The organism is Sphingomonas jeddahensis, assembly GCF_001981525.1.
Lineage (GTDB): Bacteria > Pseudomonadota > Alphaproteobacteria > Sphingomonadales > Sphingomonadaceae > Sphingomonas > Sphingomonas jeddahensis.
Genome location: NZ_MPSB01000006.1, coordinates 16,254 through 32,909 on the forward strand (window position 1 = coordinate 16,254; position 16,656 = coordinate 32,909).

12 protein-coding genes are annotated in these 16,656 nt (G+C 66.1%); 10 read left to right on the plus strand and 2 right to left on the minus strand.

All coding sequences use genetic code 11. The features are described 5' to 3' along the window. The first annotated feature begins 1 nt into the window (after position 1). The 4 genes from SPHI_RS08115 (at position 2) to SPHI_RS08130 (ending at position 3,454) form a co-directional block, all read left to right on the plus strand. Positions 2-445, plus strand: a complete 444-nt coding sequence (locus SPHI_RS08115) for a response regulator (protein ID WP_076744420.1) — start codon at positions 2-4, stop codon at positions 443-445. A 55-nt stretch (positions 446-500) separates the two neighbouring features. Next, positions 501-1,526 carry a sensor histidine kinase gene (locus tag SPHI_RS08120; protein ID WP_076744421.1) on the plus strand — a complete coding sequence of 342 codons (1,026 nt, stop codon included), beginning with the start codon at positions 501-503 and terminating at the stop codon, positions 1,524-1,526. 146 nt (positions 1,527-1,672) lie between these two features. Next, entirely contained in the window at positions 1,673-2,785 is a 1,113-nt protein-coding gene (locus SPHI_RS08125; RefSeq protein WP_076744422.1) for an S-(hydroxymethyl)glutathione dehydrogenase/class III alcohol dehydrogenase, read from the plus strand. Between the two features lie 282 nt (positions 2,786-3,067). Beyond that, the gene (locus SPHI_RS08130) at positions 3,068-3,454 is read left to right on the plus strand and encodes a VOC family protein (protein WP_076744423.1); all 387 of its coding nucleotides are present in this window, start codon (positions 3,068-3,070) and stop codon (positions 3,452-3,454) included. A gap of 137 nt (positions 3,455-3,591) precedes the next feature. On the opposite strand, the gene SPHI_RS08135 is transcribed toward SPHI_RS08130, so the two are convergent. Next, positions 3,592-5,829, minus strand: coding sequence for a beta-glucosidase (locus SPHI_RS08135; RefSeq protein WP_076744424.1), 2,238 nt, complete (start codon positions 5,827-5,829; stop codon positions 3,592-3,594). Positions 5,830-6,154: 325 nt separating this feature from the next. Between SPHI_RS08135 and SPHI_RS08140 the strand changes: the two genes are divergently transcribed. The 6 genes from SPHI_RS08140 to SPHI_RS08165 all read left to right on the plus strand — a co-directional run bounded on the left by SPHI_RS08140 (position 6,155) and on the right by SPHI_RS08165 (position 15,297). Next, a complete protein-coding gene (locus SPHI_RS08140; RefSeq protein ID WP_076744425.1) occupies positions 6,155-9,199 on the plus strand; it encodes a TonB-dependent receptor in 3,045 nt (1,014 codons plus the stop codon). 50 nt (positions 9,200-9,249) lie between these two features. Continuing rightward, positions 9,250-10,848 carry a tryptophan halogenase family protein gene (locus tag SPHI_RS08145; RefSeq protein ID WP_408640482.1) on the plus strand — a complete coding sequence of 533 codons (1,599 nt, stop codon included), beginning with the start codon at positions 9,250-9,252 and terminating at the stop codon, positions 10,846-10,848. Further along, complete coding sequence (locus SPHI_RS08150) at positions 10,845-11,564, plus strand: SapC family protein (RefSeq protein WP_076744427.1); 720 nt, start codon at positions 10,845-10,847, stop codon at positions 11,562-11,564. The genes SPHI_RS08145 and SPHI_RS08150 overlap by 4 nt, the downstream gene beginning before the upstream one ends. A 147-nt stretch (positions 11,565-11,711) precedes the next feature. After that, entirely contained in the window at positions 11,712-12,752 is a 1,041-nt protein-coding gene (locus SPHI_RS08155) for a cupin-like domain-containing protein (protein ID WP_076744428.1), read from the plus strand. After that, positions 12,749-14,242 (plus strand): tryptophan halogenase family protein, encoded by a 1,494-nt coding sequence (locus SPHI_RS08160; RefSeq protein WP_076744429.1) that lies wholly within the window; start codon positions 12,749-12,751, stop codon positions 14,240-14,242. Before SPHI_RS08155 ends, SPHI_RS08160 begins: the two co-directional genes overlap by 4 nt. 5 nt (positions 14,243-14,247) lie before the next feature. Then, positions 14,248-15,297 (plus strand): LacI family DNA-binding transcriptional regulator, encoded by a 1,050-nt coding sequence (locus SPHI_RS08165; protein WP_076744561.1) that lies wholly within the window; start codon positions 14,248-14,250, stop codon positions 15,295-15,297. Positions 15,298-15,341: 44 nt separating this feature from the next. Here SPHI_RS08165 and SPHI_RS08170 read toward each other — a convergent pair whose 3' ends face one another. Continuing rightward, entirely contained in the window at positions 15,342-16,628 is a 1,287-nt protein-coding gene (locus SPHI_RS08170) for a glycoside hydrolase family 130 protein (RefSeq protein WP_083719905.1), read from the minus strand. Positions 16,629-16,656 lie beyond the last annotated feature (28 nt).

The following is a 16,656-nucleotide window of genomic DNA, read 5'->3' on the forward strand; positions in this document are numbered from 1 at the left end:
GATGAACGCACATCAATCCGTCAGCATCGTCATGATCGAGGATGACGAGGGCCATGCCCGGCTGATCGAAAAGAACATCCGCCGCGCCGGAATCCTCAACGACATCAAGCATTTCCTCGATGGCACGTCGGCGCTGGATTATCTGTTCAATGCGCCGGACGGGCCGATGCTCAACGGCCCGGCGCTGGTGCTGCTCGACTTGAACCTGCCCGACATGAGCGGGACGGACATCCTTGCCAAGATCAAGCAGTCGGATGGTCCGGTGAAGCGCACGCCTGTTGTGGTGCTGACCACTACCGACGACAGCCGCGAGATCCAGCGCTGCTACGACCTGGGCGCCAATGTCTACATTACCAAGCCGGTAAATTACGAAAGCTTCGCCCAGGCGATCCGCCAACTCGGCCTGTTCCTGTCGGTGATCCAGGTGCCCGACATCGAGGAATGATGAATCCGCGCGGCCTTTCCTCTGCCGGCATGTTGCGTCGCGAGCAGGCGGCCTGATGGACCGCATCCTCTACATCGACGATGATGAGGGCATCCGCCGCCTGGCCTCGCGCGCGCTCGCCCGCCGTGGGTGGGACGTCACCACCGCGGATGGAGGCGAGCTCGGCGTGCGCATCGCCGCGGAGCAGCGTTTCAATCTCGTCGCGGTTGATCATTACATGCCGGGCATCGACGGTCTGGAAACGCTGGCCCGGCTGCGCGAACTGCCCGATCCACCCAGCGTGGTGTACGTCACCGGTTCCGAGGAGCAGCGCGTGGCGGTGGCGGCGTTGCGGGCCGGTGCGTCCGATTATGTGGTGAAATCGGTCGGCGATGATTTCTTCGACCTGCTCGACGCCTCGTTCCGCGCGGTGGTCGCTCGCGCCCGGCTGGAAAAGCAAAAGACGACGGCCGAGGAATCGCTGCGCGTCTCCAATGCCCGGCTCGAAGCGTTGCTGGCGGAAGTGAACCACCGGGTCGCCAACTCGCTCCAGCTCGTCTCGGCGATGGTGCGGCTTCAGGCCGGCGCGGTGGCCGATCCCGCGGCGCGAAACGCGCTCGACGATACGCAGCGGCGGATCAGCGCCATCGCGCAGGTTCACCGGCGTCTCTACACCGGCGGCGATGTCGAGCAGGTCGACATGCGTGAGTACCTCGGCACGCTGGTGGACGAGCTTGCCGAAACCTGGTCCACCGTTGAGCGCCCCCGCGCGCTACGCCTCGCGGCCGATCCGATTCGTCTGCCGACGGACCGCGCGGTATCGCTAGGCGTCATCGTCACCGAATTGGTCAGCAACGCCTGCAAATATGCCTATCCCGCCGGCAGCGGCGAAGTGCGCGTGGGCTTGCACCGGGAGGGCGACGACGTGTTCATGCTCGCGGTGGAGGATGACGGCATCGGCATGACGGGCGAGATCGCACCCGGCGGCACGGGCGTCGGCACCAAGCTGATCCGCGCCATGGCGCAAAGCCTCCAGACCACGGTGGAATACGACCCCGCCCACCGCGGTACCCGCGCGATCGTGCGCGCAGCGCTGGTCTGAACTCACCCCTCCGTTCGTGCCGAGCATCGTCGAGACACCTTTTCCCGCGGCACCGTCCCTCGACTTCGCTCGGGACGAACGGGAGGGTGGGTGGAAAATGCCCAGGCAGAGTTTAGAAGCGCGCCTGTAATCAAGGAGCTCCCCCCATGAAGACCCGTGCCGCCGTCGCATTCGAGGCGAAGAAGCCGCTCGAGATCGTCGAGCTCGACCTCGAAGGGCCGAAGGCCGGCGAAGTGCTGGTCGAGATCATGGCAACGGGCATCTGCCACACCGACGCCTATACGCTTGACGGCCTCGACAGCGAGGGCCTGTTCCCCAGCGTGCTCGGTCATGAAGGCGCGGGCATCGTGCGCGAAGTGGGGCAGGGCGTCACCAGCGTCGTGCCGGGCGACCACGTGATCCCGCTGTACACCCCCGAATGCCGCCAGTGTAAGTCGTGCCTGTCAGGCAAGACCAACCTGTGCACCGCGATACGCGCCACCCAGGGTAAGGGCCTGATGCCCGACGGCACCACGCGCTTCAGCTACAAGGGACAGCCCATCTTCCATTACATGGGCTGCTCCACCTTCTCGAACTTCACCGTCCTGCCCGAGATCGCGGTGGCGAAGATCCGCACCGACGCGCCGTTCGACACGAGCTGCTACATCGGCTGCGGCGTGACGACGGGCGTCGGCGCGGTGGTCAACACTGCCAAGGTGCAGGTTGGCGAGAATATCGTCGTCTTCGGGCTGGGCGGCATCGGCCTCAACGTCATCCAGGGCGCCAAGCTCGCCGGCGCCGCGCGGATCATTGGCGTCGACATCAACCCCGATCGCGAGGAATGGGGCCGCCGCTTCGGCATGACGCACTTCCTCAACTCGAAGGGGCTGAGCCGCGAGGAAACCGTCGCCAAGGTGCTCGAACTCACCGACGGCGGCGCCGACTATAGCTTCGACGCCACCGGCAATACCGAAGTGATGCGCACCGCGCTGGAGGCCTGCCACCGCGGCTGGGGCACCAGCATCATCATCGGCGTGGCGGAGGCCGGCAAGGAAATCGCGACGCGCCCGTTCCAACTCGTCACGGGGCGCAACTGGCGCGGCACCGCGTTCGGCGGCGCCAAGGGCCGCACCGACGTGCCCAAGATTGTCGACTGGTACATGAACGGCAAGATCGAGATCGATCCCATGATCACGCATCGCCTGACGCTGGACGAGATCAACAGGGGCTTCGACCTGATGCACGCCGGCGAGAGCATCCGCAGCGTCGTGGTCTATTGAGCCACGCCCCTCTCCCTCTCCCCGCGTGCGGGGAGAGGGGCAGTGTAGGGCGGCTTGGCGCGTAGCCTACGCGTCACCCCCTTTCGTCACCCCGGCCTTGAGCCGGAGTCCCGCTTCTTCTTCCCTCCCGCCGACAACAAAGCGGGACCCCGGATCGAGTCCGGGGTGACGGGTGACTTGTGGCGGCTGTCCGGCCCCAATCCCGGCTTCCCCCATCGCCCCATTTGTGGCTAATCCTCCCCCGTCGGGGCACGATCCGGCAGCACCTAGGGGAGAGGACCAATGTACAGCCACATGATGGTGGGTTCGAACGACATCGGCCGTTCGAAGAAATTCTACGACGCCCTGTTCGCCTCGGTCGGCGGCAAGCCTGCGATGCAGGACGAGCGCGGCCGTCTGATCTACATGCACAATGGCGGGCTGTTCCTCGTCACCAAGCCGATCGACGGCGAGCCGGCGACGCATGCCAATGGCGGCACGATCGGCTTTGCGATGGACGGCCCGGAACAGGCCAATGCCTGGCACCAGGCCGGCGTCGAGAATGGCGGCACCGCCATCGAGGATGCACCGGGCGTGCGCTCGGCCGATTTCGGGGACCTGTATCTCGCCTACCTCCGCGATCCCGACGGCAACAAGCTCTGTGCGATGCACCGCATGCCGGCGGCGTGAGGTAATCTCCCTCTCCCCGCTTGCGGGGAGAGGGTGGCCGAGCCGAAGGCGAGGTCGGGAGAGGGGCAGTGTCAGGGCGCAACGCTTCTGACTGCCCCTCTCCCGACCCTCTCCCCGCCAGCGGGGAGAGTGAGACTTTACGGCTTCATCGTCGTCTCGTTCAGCGTCGTCGTCAGCATCAAGCTGCGATCCGTCGCGTCGCGCCCGATCGCCACGCGGTAGGTGCCGCCAGCGATCCGCCATCCCGGCAGCTTGGTGTCGTAATCCGCCACCACGCGCGGCTCCGCGGTCAGCGTCACCCGCCGCGACTCGCCCGGCTTCAGCTCTACCCGCTGGAACCCCGCCAGCCGCATCGGCGCGCCACTGCCGTCACGCGCGACATACATCTGCGGCACGTCCGCGCCCGCGCGCTTGCCGGTGTTGACCACCTCCACCGTCACGCTCAGCTGGTCGCCGCCGGTCACCACCGGGTTACGATAGGCGAAATTGGTGTAGCTCAGCCCGTGGCCGAACGGGAACAAGGGCTTCATCCCCTTCTTCTCGTACCAGCGATAGCCGACGTCGGCGCCCTCATGATACGTCACCGGATAGCTTTTGGGCGTCGCGCTCGGATTGGCCGCCGAGTTCGCCGCTGCCGCCAGTTCCGCCGCATCGAACAGGTCGAGCCCGACCGGCTTGGGCCGCGGTGGCTGAGCCGCATTCGCGGGGAAGGTGATTGGCAGGCGGCCCGACGGGTTCACCGCCCCGGTCAGGATCGCCGCGATCGCCTCGCCGCCGCGCTGGCCGGGATACCAGGCCTCGATCACCGCCGGCACCTTGTCGATCCACGGCATCAGTACCGGGCCGCCCGTCTCCAGCACCGCCACCGTATTTGGCTGCGCGCCTGCAACTGCGGCGATCAGTGCGTCCTGATTGTCGGGCAGCTTGATGTTGGGCACGTCCTCCGCCTCAGTCGTCCATTGCGTCGCGAACACGATGGCGAGGTCGGCCGCCTTGGCGGCTTCGAGATTGGCGTTGTAATTGCGCCCATCGAGGAAGGTGATCTCAGCGCCCGGCAGCGCCTTCTTCAGCGCGGCGAGCGGCGAGGAGGCATGATAGGTCACCCGCACGAATGACGAGGGCGCGCTTTCGGACAGCGCGATCTCGATCGGCGCCCCGCCGACCGATCGCACCTGGCTCGATCCGCCGCCCGAGAGGACGCCGAGATCCGCTGCGCCGCCGATCACGACGATCTTCTTCGCCGTCTTGGCGATCGGCAGGACGTTGCGCTCGTTCTTGAGCAGCACGATGCCCGCCTCGGCCGCACGCTGCGCCACCTCCGCATTGCGCGCGTAAGGCGGCGTCTGCGCTTTGGCCGGCATGGGCGCATCATAAGCGCCGCTCTCGATCAGCCCGGTCAGATAGCGCACGACCATGTCATCCAGCCGCTTGACCGAGACCTCGCCTTTCTCGACCGCGGCTTTGAGCGGTGCGCCGAAATAGATAGCGCGGTCCAACTCCTGGCCGGACTGCTGGTCGAGTCCCGCATTCGCCGCCTTGGCGGTGGAATGCACGCCGCCCCAATCGCTCATCACCCAGCCGCGATAACCCCAATCCTGTTTCAATACCTTGTTGAGCAGGAAATCATTCTCACACGCCCAGTCGCCATTCACCTTGTTATAGGCGCACATGACAGATGCGGGCTTGCCCTGCTCGATCGCGATCTGGAACGCGAGCAGGTCGCTCATGCGCAGCGGCGCCTCGTCGATCCGCGCGTCGAGGATCATCCGTCCCGTCTCCTGCGCATTGAGCGCGAAATGCTTCACCGTGGAAACGATCTTGTTCGATTGCACGCCCGCGATATGCGCGCCGCCGAGCAGGCCCGACACGAGCGGATCTTCACCCATATATTCGAAATTGCGCCCGTTCCACGGATCGCGCGTCAGGTTCACGCCGCCGGCGAGCAGGACGTTGAACCGCTTGGCGCGCGCTTCCGAACCGATCATCACGCCACCAGCGCGGGCGATCTCGGGCGAGAAGGTCGATGCGGTGGCCAGCGCAGAGGGAAGGGCGGTGGCGACATCGCCCTTGCGCTGCTCCACCTGATTGGCGACGCCGAGCGACGCATCACTTTCGCGCACCAGCGGCACGCCCAGCCGCGCAATGCCGTCGATATGCCCGGCGGAAGGGATCAGCTCGTTGGTGGTCTTGCCTGCCGCCATCGGCGGGAACAGCGCGTGGACCAGCGCGATCTTCTCGTCGAGCGTCATGCGGGCGACGATCGATTCGGCGCGCGCGCGGCCGTCTTGCGCGGGTGCATTCTGCGCGACGAGCGGCTGCGCGACAGTCAGCGCCAAGGCGGTAGCGCCGAGCAGCGCGAGCTTGTTCCTGAGCATCAACTTCCCCTTTTCCCTGGTGCCGCCGGGCGACACCGGATCATCGATCCCGAACTGCCCGCCCAGCCGTCACCCCGGGCTTGACCTGGGGTCCCGGTGCCTTCTTCATCGTCGCGAAGAAGCGGGACCCCGGATCAAGTCCGGGGTGACGGCGGAGCGACGTACCGGACCTTCAACTTGTGGCTTCCCCACAACACATTTTGGGAACGTTCACAAGCATTGTGACAGGCGCTTGACAGCTTTTCAAACCGGGTAGAAGTGAACGTTCTCAACCCGCATTTTGCGGGGGCGTTCGACGTACACAGGGTACAGGGGAGGATTTCTGATGGGGAGCTTTGCGGCTCGCTCGCTTTCGCGATTCGTGATCGGTGCATCGGTGGTGGCGCTCGCCACGGCGCCGGGCATGGCCTGGGCGCAGGATGCCGCCGCGACGGTGGGCAATCCCGGTCCGTCCGAGACCGAATCGCTCCCGCAGAACCCGACCGAGGGCGAGGACGATATCGTCGTCACCGGCATCCGCGCCTCGCTGCGCGCGACGATCGACATCAAGCGTGACGCACAGGGCGTCGTTGATGCGATCTCGGCCGAGGATATCGGCAAGTTCCCGGATACCAACCTCGCCGAGTCGCTCCAGCGCATCACCGGCGTGTCGATCGATCGTTCGAACGGCGAAGGCTCGTTCGTCACCGTTCGCGGCTTCGGCCCGGAATATAACCTCGTCACGCTGAACGGCCGTCAGATGCCGACGTCGTCGCTGGGCGACGGCGCCAGCGCACCGGCCTCGCGCTCGTTCGACTTCGCCAACCTTGCGTCAGAAGGCATTTCGGCAGTCGAGGTGTACAAAACCGGCCGCGCGTCCGTGCCGTCGGGCGGCATCGGTTCGTCGATCAACATCCGCACCCCGCGCCCGCTCGACAAGCCCGGCATGCGCGGCAGCATCGCCGCCAAGGGCGTGCTGGACTCGTCGCAGAACGGCAAGAACCAGATCCTGCCGGAAGTGTCGGGCATCTTCTCGACCACCTTCGCCGACGATCGCGTCGGCATCATGGTCAACGGCATTTATCAGCGCCGCAAGGCGAGCGCGAACGAGGCGTTCGTCGGCTTCCGCGACGGGTTCCTGGGTTCGGGCGACGGCTGGGGCGTGCTGCCGAACAATGCGCAGCAGGCCAACCGCCCGACCGGCAATGACGTTTACGAGATCCCGCAGGAAGCGTCGTACAATGTTCGCGACATCGATCGTGAACGCATCAACGGCCAGGCGGTGATCCAGGTCAAACCGACCGACACGCTGACCGCGACCGCCGATTTCACCTATTCGCGCAACAAGGTCGAAGTCCGCAACAACAGCGTCGGCGTCTGGTTCAACTTCGGCGACGTGTCGAGCGAATGGACCGACGGCCCCATCGCCGGCCCGGTGTTCTACAGCGAAGCCTTCGCGCCGGGTAAGGACCTTTCGTACAGCGCCGCGCTCAGCGCCAACGTCACCGAGAACAAGTCGCTCGGCTTCAACCTCAACTGGGAGGCACCCGGCGGCGTGACCGTGTCGTTCGACGCGCATCACTCCACCGCGGAATCGAAGCCGACCAACGACTACGGCACCAGCACCAACATCGGCAGCGCCGTGTTCGGCGTCGCGCGCCAGACGATCAACTTCGAGAATGATCTGCCGATCATCTCTTATTCGATGCAGCCCGGGATCGATCCGCTCAACGCGTCGCTGGCGACGCCGACCGGCAATTCGTTCCGCAACGCCTATTTCCGTGACGAGATCAACCAGTTCCAGATCAAGGGCCGGTACGAGCACGATGGCGCGTTCCTCGACAGCATCGATTTCGGCTTCTCCTATGTCGATAACCAGGTGCGCTCCGCATACGGTTTCATCCAGAACGAGACCTGGGGCGGCATCGATCCGCGCGGCGCCAGCTTCGGCGCGGCTGCGGTGCCCGACGATTTCTGGAAGCTGATCAGCCTGCCGGACAAGTTCCAGGGGGTGCAGGGCGCCGGCAATGCGGCCGTGCCGCAGCAGATCCTCGGCTTCAACTTTGAACAAATGGCCGAGCTGCTGCGTGGCCAGTACAACATCTGCAGCAACCCGCAGATCGGCACGTCGCAGGCTGGCACCTGCCTTGCCGACTTCACCACCGATCGTCGCATCCGCGAAAAGACCATTTCGCCCTACCTTCAGGTCAACACCAAGTTCGACCTGCTGGAAGGCCCAGCGCACATCATCGCCGGCGTCCGTTACGACCAGACCACCGTCAGCTCGCGCGCGCTGGTGCAGGTGCCGACCGGCACGCGCTGGACCGCGGCGAACGAATTCGCGCTGAGCTATGCGCCGGAGCGTTCGTTCCTGGTGTCCAAGGGCAGCTACCAGAACTGGCTGCCGTCGATCGACTTCGACATGGAGCCGATCCGCAACGTCAAGCTGCGCGCGTCCTACAGCCACACGATCACTCGTGCGGACTACGGCAGCCTCCAGGGCGGTCTGGAGCTCGCCTCCAACCCGCGCATCGGCGGCGGCACCGGCACCAACGGCAATCCGAACCTGATCCCGTTCAAGTCGAAGAACATCGATCTGTCGGCCGAATGGTATTACCAGCCGGAAAGCTACATTTCGGTCGGTTACTTCAACAAGGACGTCCAGAACTTCATCGCGACGACGCAGATCAATCAGTCGGCGTTCGAGCTGCGCAACCCGGGTTCGGGCCCGCGCTATCGTGCGGCGCAGGCGGCGCTTGGCGGCACCACCGATGCCGTTCGCATCCGCGACTATATCCTGCGCAACTTCCCGGCATCGTCGCAGGTGACGGGCGTCACCGAAGCGGGCGGGGTGACCTATCTGAACGGCAACATCTTCGGCCTGCCCGAGGACGATCTGTTCAACTTCCAGGTCAACCAGCCGTTCAACAGCGATCAGACCGCCAACATCAACGGCTGGGAATTCGCGCTCCAGCACCGCTTCTGGGACACGGGCTTCGGCACGATCCTGAACTACACGATCGTCAACGGCGACGCGCAGTTCAACAACGCGCTTGATCCCTCGGTCAGCCAGTTCGCGCTGGTCGGCCTGAGCGACAGCGCCAACGCGGTGTTGTTCTTCGACAAGTTCGGCTTCCAGGCACGCGGTGCGTATAACTGGCGCGCGTCGTTCCTGAATTCGAACAACGGCTTCGACCCGACCTATGTCGAATCCTACGGCCAGTTCGACGCGAGCATCAGCTACGAGCTCATCCCCGGCCTGACGGTATTCGGCGAGGGCATCAACCTCACCGGTTCGTCGCGCCGCGGCCATCGTCGCTCGAACGAGATGGTCACCTTCTCGCAGCCGGGCTTCGCCCGCTACACGGCCGGCGTCCGCTTCAACTTCTGACGCTTGCCAGCCATGGAGGGCCGCCCTTCCGCGATGGAGGGGCGGCCCTTATGGTGAACGAACGGCACAACAAGCCGGATTACATGGACGCGACCGTGGAGAGACAAGTCGCCAGCATCGTGATCGTCGGCGGCGGCACCGCCGGCTGGCTCGCGGCCGCCACCATCGCGGCGCGCGCCGATCCCGCCGCGCCCGCGCCGCTTTCCGTCACATTGGTCGAATCGCCGGACGTGCCGACGATCGGCGTGGGCGAGGGGACCTGGCCCACCATCCGCCGCACCCTGTCACGCATCGGCATTCCCGAGGCCGAATTCCTCGCGGCCTGCGATGCCTCGTTCAAACAGGGCTCGCGCTTCGACGGCTGGCGCACTGGCGCGCCCGACGACAGCTACCTCCATCCCTTCACCGCGCCGATCGACGCCGATGCGCGCGGCCTTGTCGCCGCCTGGGCCGCAAGCGACGAACCCCGTTTCGCGGCCGCCGTCACGCCGCAGGCGCGCGCCTGCGCGCTCGATCTCGCCCCGCGCCAGCGCGCCATGCCCGATTACGCCGGCGCGCTGAACTACGCTTATCATCTCGATGCGGTGAAGCTCGCCGCGCTGCTCCAGCGCCACGCCACCCGCCGCCTCGGCGTGGCCCATGTCCGCGACCATGTCGTGGGCGTGGATCGCTGCGAGAATGGCGACATAGCCGCCGTCCGCTGCCGCGATCACGGCGCAATCGCGGGCGACCTGTTCATCGACTGCACCGGCCATGCCGCCTTGCTGATCGGCGGCGCGTTCGACGTGCCCTTCATCGATCGCGGCCACGAATTGTTCAACGATCGCGCGCTCGCGGTGCAGGTGCCGGTCGCGCCCGACAGCGCGATCGGCGCCACCACCAATGCCACCGCGCACGACGCCGGCTGGATCTGGGACATCGGCCTGCCCACCCGCCGCGGGGTCGGCTGTGTCTATGCCTCCGCCTTCCTCAGCGATGACGAGGCCGCCGCCTCGCTGCGCGCCTATCTCGCGCGCACCGCGCCGGGTGCCGATCTCGAAGCGCTCGCCCCGCGCCGCCTCGCTTTCCGCTCCGGCCACCGCGCGCGTTTCTGGGAGCGCAACTGCCTCGCGCTCGGCCTCTCCGCCGGTTTCCTCGAACCGCTAGAGGCGTCGGCGATCGTCACGATCGAGCTCGGGCTCGACGCGCTGCTCGACAATTTCCCCGCCACCCGCGCCAGCATGGCGGCACACGCCCGCCGCTACAACGATCTGTTCCGCTACCGCTGGGATCGCATCGTCGATTTCCTCAAGCTGCATTATGTCTTGAGCGAACGCGATCAGCCCTATTGGCGCGCCAACCGCGCTCCCGCGTCGATCCCCGATCGCCTCGCCGAGCTGCTCGCCATCTGGCGCCACCAGCCGCCCAGCGCGCAGGATTTCGCTGCCGTGAACGAGATCTTCCCCGCCGCCAGCTACCAATATGTCCTCTACGGCATGGGCATGGCCCCGCCGCCGCCCGGCCCGGTGCGCATCGACGGGCACGATGCCGCCGCCACCTCGATCCGCCAGATCACCCAGCGCGCGCGGGCGCTCGCTGCCAGCCTGCCCACCAATCGCGCCTATCTCGACGCGCTTCGCGCCGAACGGCCGCACGGAATTGTCGCATGAACCCCAATCACGTCCTGCTCACCGTCGACGCGCACCGCGATCTTCGCCTTCGCACCGATCGCAGCCCCGATCTTGGCGATGCGGTGATGACGGCGATCGCCATGCCGCGCGAATTCCGCGACGTGCAGCGGCATTATCCGATCCTGTTCCGCCTCGATGCGACCCGCGACGCTTTCACCGCTTATGCCATGTTCGGCTTCGAAACCGGCGAGAACCTGTTCCTCGATGGCGCGCGCTGGGACGCCGATTATCTCCCGCTCGCGCATGACATTCAGCCGTTCCTGATCGGCGGCGCGGATGCCGGCGGCAATCGCCAGGTCCACCTCGATCTCGCCAGCCCCCGCATCGCCGGCGCGGCCGAGGGAATGCGCCTGTTCGAACCCGAAGGCACGCCGACCCCCTATCTGGAATCGATCGCCGAAAAGCTTGGGCAGCTCGACGCGGGCTTTGCGGAATCGGCCGATTTCTTCGCCGCGCTGCGCCGCCACGATCTGCTCGAACCGCTGACGCTCGAAGTCACGCTGAACGACGGGTCGACCCATCGCCTCGTCGGCTTCCACGTCATCGACGAGGATCGCCTGCGCACGCTCGACGGCGTCGCGCTGGGGGAGCTGCACGGCGACGGCCATCTCATGCCGATCTTCATGGCGCTCGCCTCGCTCGGCAACATCCGCGATCTCGTCGCGCGAAAGAACAAGCGGATCGGCCATGGCTGAGGCCACCGGCATCTTCGCGAGACCTCGGCTACAGTCGCTCCGTCTCCGCAACAGCTTCGTCACCCCGGCCCCGTGCCGGGGTCCGCTGTTCCGCAAACCTAGTGGCTTGAGAGTGTGCGGCACCGTGGATGCCGGGACAGGCCCGGCATGACGGAGGGAGATTCGCCGATGTCGAGTATCTTCGCCGCCATGGCCCCGGTCCCTGAGCGCACAATCGCCGACGCCACCACGCTCGACGCCGCGATCCGCGCCGCCGACACGCCCTTCGTCGTCCGCGGCTTGGTGCTTGATTGGCCGCTAGTCCAAGCCGGCCTCAAATCGGCGCAGGCCGCGCGCGATTACCTCGCGGCGAAGCGCAAGGACGTCGCCTTCACCGTCTCGGTCGGCGAGGCCGGCAGCAACGGCCGCTTGTTCTACGACGATGCCATGGCGATGAACTTCCGCGTCGGCCGCGGCAAATTGCCCGACATCTTCGGCCATATCGCCTCGATCGAGAACCAGCCCGATGCCCCACCGGTGTATCTCGCCTCGATCGACATGGACGGCTTCTTCACCGGTCTGGCCGACGAGAACCACGTCGATCTCGGCGACCGCGATCTGCTGAAAAGCATCTGGATCGGCACCCGCACGCGCATTGCCGCACATAACGATTTTCCGCAGAACCTCGCCTGCTGCGCGGTCGGCCGCCGCCGCTTCACGGTGTTTCCGCGCGAACAGTTCCGCAATCTCTACCTTGGCCCGATCGACAACACCCCCGCTGGCCGCGCCGTCAGCATGGTCGATTTCCACGATCCCGATTTCCAGCAGCATCCCCGCTTCGGAGAGGCGCTGGCGCATGCGCAGATGGTAGAACTGGAGCCGGGCGACGCCATCTACCTGCCGTCGCTCTGGTGGCACCATGTCGAGGGGCTCGCGCCCTTCAACGTGCTGGTCAATTACTGGTGGCGCGATACGCCGCGCTGGCTGGGACAGCCGCAGGACGCGCTCAACCATGCGATTATGTCGATCCGCGAACTTCCCGCCGATGAGCGCGCCTACTGGCGCGACATGTTCGATTATTATGTGTTCGGCGATCCCGAACTGCCGCGCGCGCATATTCCCGAGGGCGCACAAAGCGTGCTCGGTCCGCTGACCGCCGACAGCGCCGGGCGGCTGCGCGGCTTCCTCCTGCGGCAGCTCAGCAAGTGACGCCGCGTCGGATCGTGGTCGCCGGCGGCGGCACCGCTGGCTGGATGGCGGCGGCGGCGATCGCCCGCACGCTCGGTCGCGCTGCGACGGTGACGCTGGTGGAATCGGAGGCGATCGGTACGATCGGCGTCGGCGAAAGCACCATTCCCCCGATCGTCGGCTTCAACCGCCTGCTCGGCATCAACGAGGCGGAGTTCATGGCGGCGACCAACGCCACCTTTAAACTCGGCATCGTCTTCGACGACTGGCGCGACGGCGATGATCGCTATCTCCACGCCTTTGGTCTCACCGGCAAGGATCACTGGGCCGCCGGTTTCCAGCATTACTGGCTCGCCGGCCGCGCCCGGGGGCATCACGCGCCGTTCGGCGATTATTCACTCGAGCATCAGGCAGCGCTCGCGGGCAAGTTCGCGCATTTGCCCGACGATCGCCTCAACTACGCCTATCAGCTCGATTCCGGGCTTTATGCCAAATTCCTGCGGGCCATGGCCGAACGCGACGGCACGACGCGTGTCGAGGGCAAGATCGCTTCGGTCGAGCTCGACGGCGAAACCGGCGACATCGCCGCTTTGATGTTGGACGGCGGCCGCCGGGTAGACGGCGATCTGTTCCTCGATTGCACCGGCTTCCGCGCATTGCTGATCGAGGGCGCGCTCCACGCCGGCTTCGACGATTGGACGCATTGGCTGCCGTGCGATTCCGCCATTGCGCTGCAAACCGCCAGCATCGGCCCCGCCGTGCCTTACACGCGCGCGATCGCCCATGACGCGGGCTGGCAATGGCGCATCCCGCTCCAGCACCGCGTCGGCAACGGCTATGTCTGGTGCAGCCGCTATCTCGGCCGCGACGAGGCGCTGGACCGCCTGCTCGCCAACGTCGAGGGCGAGGTGCTGACCGAGCCCAATCACCTGCGCTTCACCACCGGCGTGCGGCGCCGCCAATGGCATCGCAACTGCATCGCAGTCGGCCTGTCGGGCGGCTTCATGGAGCCGCTCGAATCGACCAGCATCCACCTGATCCAGCGCGCCGTGCTCCGCTTCCTGCGCATGCTCCCCGCCGCCGGCCCGATCAGCCCGCGGGACGTGGCGGAATTCAACGATCAGCAGCACGCCGATATGGTGCAGGTCCGCGATTTCCTGATCCTGCACTATAAGGTCACCGATCGCCGCGACACCGCCTTCTGGCGTCAGTGCGCGGCGATGCCGGTCCCCGACAGCCTGAAACAGAAGATCGAGCTGTTTCGCGACACCGCGCGCGTCTTCCGCCGCAACGAGGAATTGTTCGCTGAGCATAGCTGGATGCAGGTGCTGCTGGGGCAGGGGATCGAGCCCAAAACGTGGCACCCGCTCGCCGACAAGCTCACCGATGAGGAACTGGCGCGGCTGCTCGGCACGCTGCACGATCAGGTGTCGCGCACCGTCGCCGGCCTGCCGCCGCACGCCGATTACGTCGCGCAGCTGTGCGCCAACGCCCGCTCGCAGGCGGCCTGAGGCACATGGCGCGTCGAAGGCAGTCGGTCACCATCAAGCATGTCGCGGCGGATGCGGGCGTCTCGCTCCAGACGGTCAGCCGAGTCATCAACAAGGAACCCAATGTCCGCCCCGAGATGATGGAGCGGGTGCAGGCCTCGATTGCCAAGCTCGGCTACGTCCCCTCGATCGCGGCGCAGCGGATGGGCGGCTCGCGCTCCTATCTGATCCTCGCACTCAACGATCGCGAACGCACCATTGCCGATTGGCGCAAGCGCGAGGGCTCCGACTGGATCGACCAGATGCTGCTCGGCGGCATGCTGACCTGTGCAGAGCACGGCTATCGCATGATCTTCGAGCTGGTCGATACGCACAGCGACCATATCGAGCGGGAACTCTCCGCCGCACTCGCCGCGCTTCAGCCCGACGGCGTGATCCTCACGCCGCCGCACTCGCACAACCCGCTGATCACCGGCTTGCTGGAACGCGCCGGCATCGCCTTCGCCCGGATCGGCTCGCTCAAGCCTGGCGGCGGCTTTCGCCTGACGATGGGTGATGAGGTGGCGTCCCGCGACGCCACTATGCATCTGGCCGGCATGGGCCATCGCCGTATCGGCTTCATCGCCGGCCCCGACGATTATGAGCTGAGCGCGTGGCGTATCGAGGGCTGGCGCTGGGCCATGGAGGCGGTCGGCCTCGGCATCGACGATCTGCTCACCGCCGGCGATTTCAGCTACGCCTCGGGTACCGCCGCCGCCGCGCAGCTGCTCGACGCGGGCGCCACCGCGATCGTCGCCAGCAACGATCAGATGGCGCTCGCCGCCGTTGCCGAGGTCCGCCGCCGCGGGCGCGACGTGCCTGGCGACATATCGGTGGTCAGCTTCGACGATACCCCCGTTGTCCGCTTCCATCATCCCCCGCTCACCGCCGTGTCGCAGCCGATCGCCGAGGTGACCTCCCGCGCGGTGGGCCTGCTGATCGCCGATGCGAACGGCGAAACGAACATCGCGCCTGTTGAAGTGAAAGCGCAGCTCGTTCCCCGCGGCTCAACTGGCCCGCTACGCAGTTCCAATTGACCCCGAAAGACGCCGGAAACTATCCAGATACGCCCGCCAGATCGCTACGCCGGCACCATTACGGACAACAGATTGTCCACGCTGCCGACGGCGAACGCGCTATACTCGTCCCCGATCGCATAGGGCAGCAGAATGCGGCGCCCGTGCAACAGCGCCCCGCAACTATAGGTAACATTGGGCACATATCCGCCACGCTGCTCCGCGCTGGGGAACAGCAAAGGCGACGGCGTGCGCGCCAGCACCTTGGACGGATCTGCCTTGTCGAGCAGCGCCGCGCCGACGCAATATCCCCGCACCAACCCCACCCCATGGGTAAATACCAGCCATCCCTCGTCGATCTCGATGGGCGATCCGCAATTGCCCATCTGTACGAACTCCCACGGAAATTTCGGCCCCATGATCCGCTCGCCGGTCTCCCAGACGTGCAAATCGTCGGATCGCAGCAGCCAGATATTCTCGTTATCCTGCCGCCCTAGCATCACGAACTGACCATCGATCCGGCGGGGGAACAGCGCCATCCCCTTGTACGCGGCCATGCGCCCCTCAAGCGCCCGCATCTCCACCTGCCGCATGTCGATGCCCCGCAGCAGCTCGGCACGCGCCATCCTGCCGTCGAACGCCGTATAGGTGCCGATCACGCTCTTCGCGCCGTCATCGTCGGTGAAGGTGACGAGGCGCAGATCCTCAATGCCGGACCGCTGGCTGGGAAGTACCGGAAAAAGCACGGTTTCTGAAGGATCAGCGCTATCGTCGCATAGCAGTTGCACCCACCCGTTCACCTCGCCGCCGAGGCGTGGCGGAATGCCGTTGTTGCTCGCCGGATCGATCACCACGCCGGCGTCGCCGTCCCAACTACCGGTGCGGAAGGTGACGGAGGAGATATGCCCCTCACCAATGCCGCGCAGCGACAGGAGGAAGGGCATCTTGCCATCGTCTGGCTCGGCATCGGGCAGGCGGATGATGCTGGGATTGAAAAGTGCCGCCGATTCAAACGCATATTCCTGGCTGAGATAGGCGCCGATCAGCAGCCGGTCGGTCTCGTCGAGCGTTTCGGCCAAGCCGAGATCGGGCGCAACCTCCGCATAACGGCGCAGGAACGTCGCGTCGGCATCGCGGTGCCGCTCGTCCATCGGCCGCTTGAGCAGTCCGCGGATCCGCTCGCGCATCGGCTTGTCGAGCGCGAGCAGGCGATCGGCCACCTGCTTCATGCGCGCCGGCCGCCCCTCGTCCAACCCCTCGGGATAAGCGAACCCGAACGGGCGGATCACCGTGCGCGACGGGTCCGGCTTCAGTTCGATCGGGAGCGTCGTGAAGACGTCCGCGGCCTTGATCGTGTCCGGCCCGGCCCGTTTAGAAAGA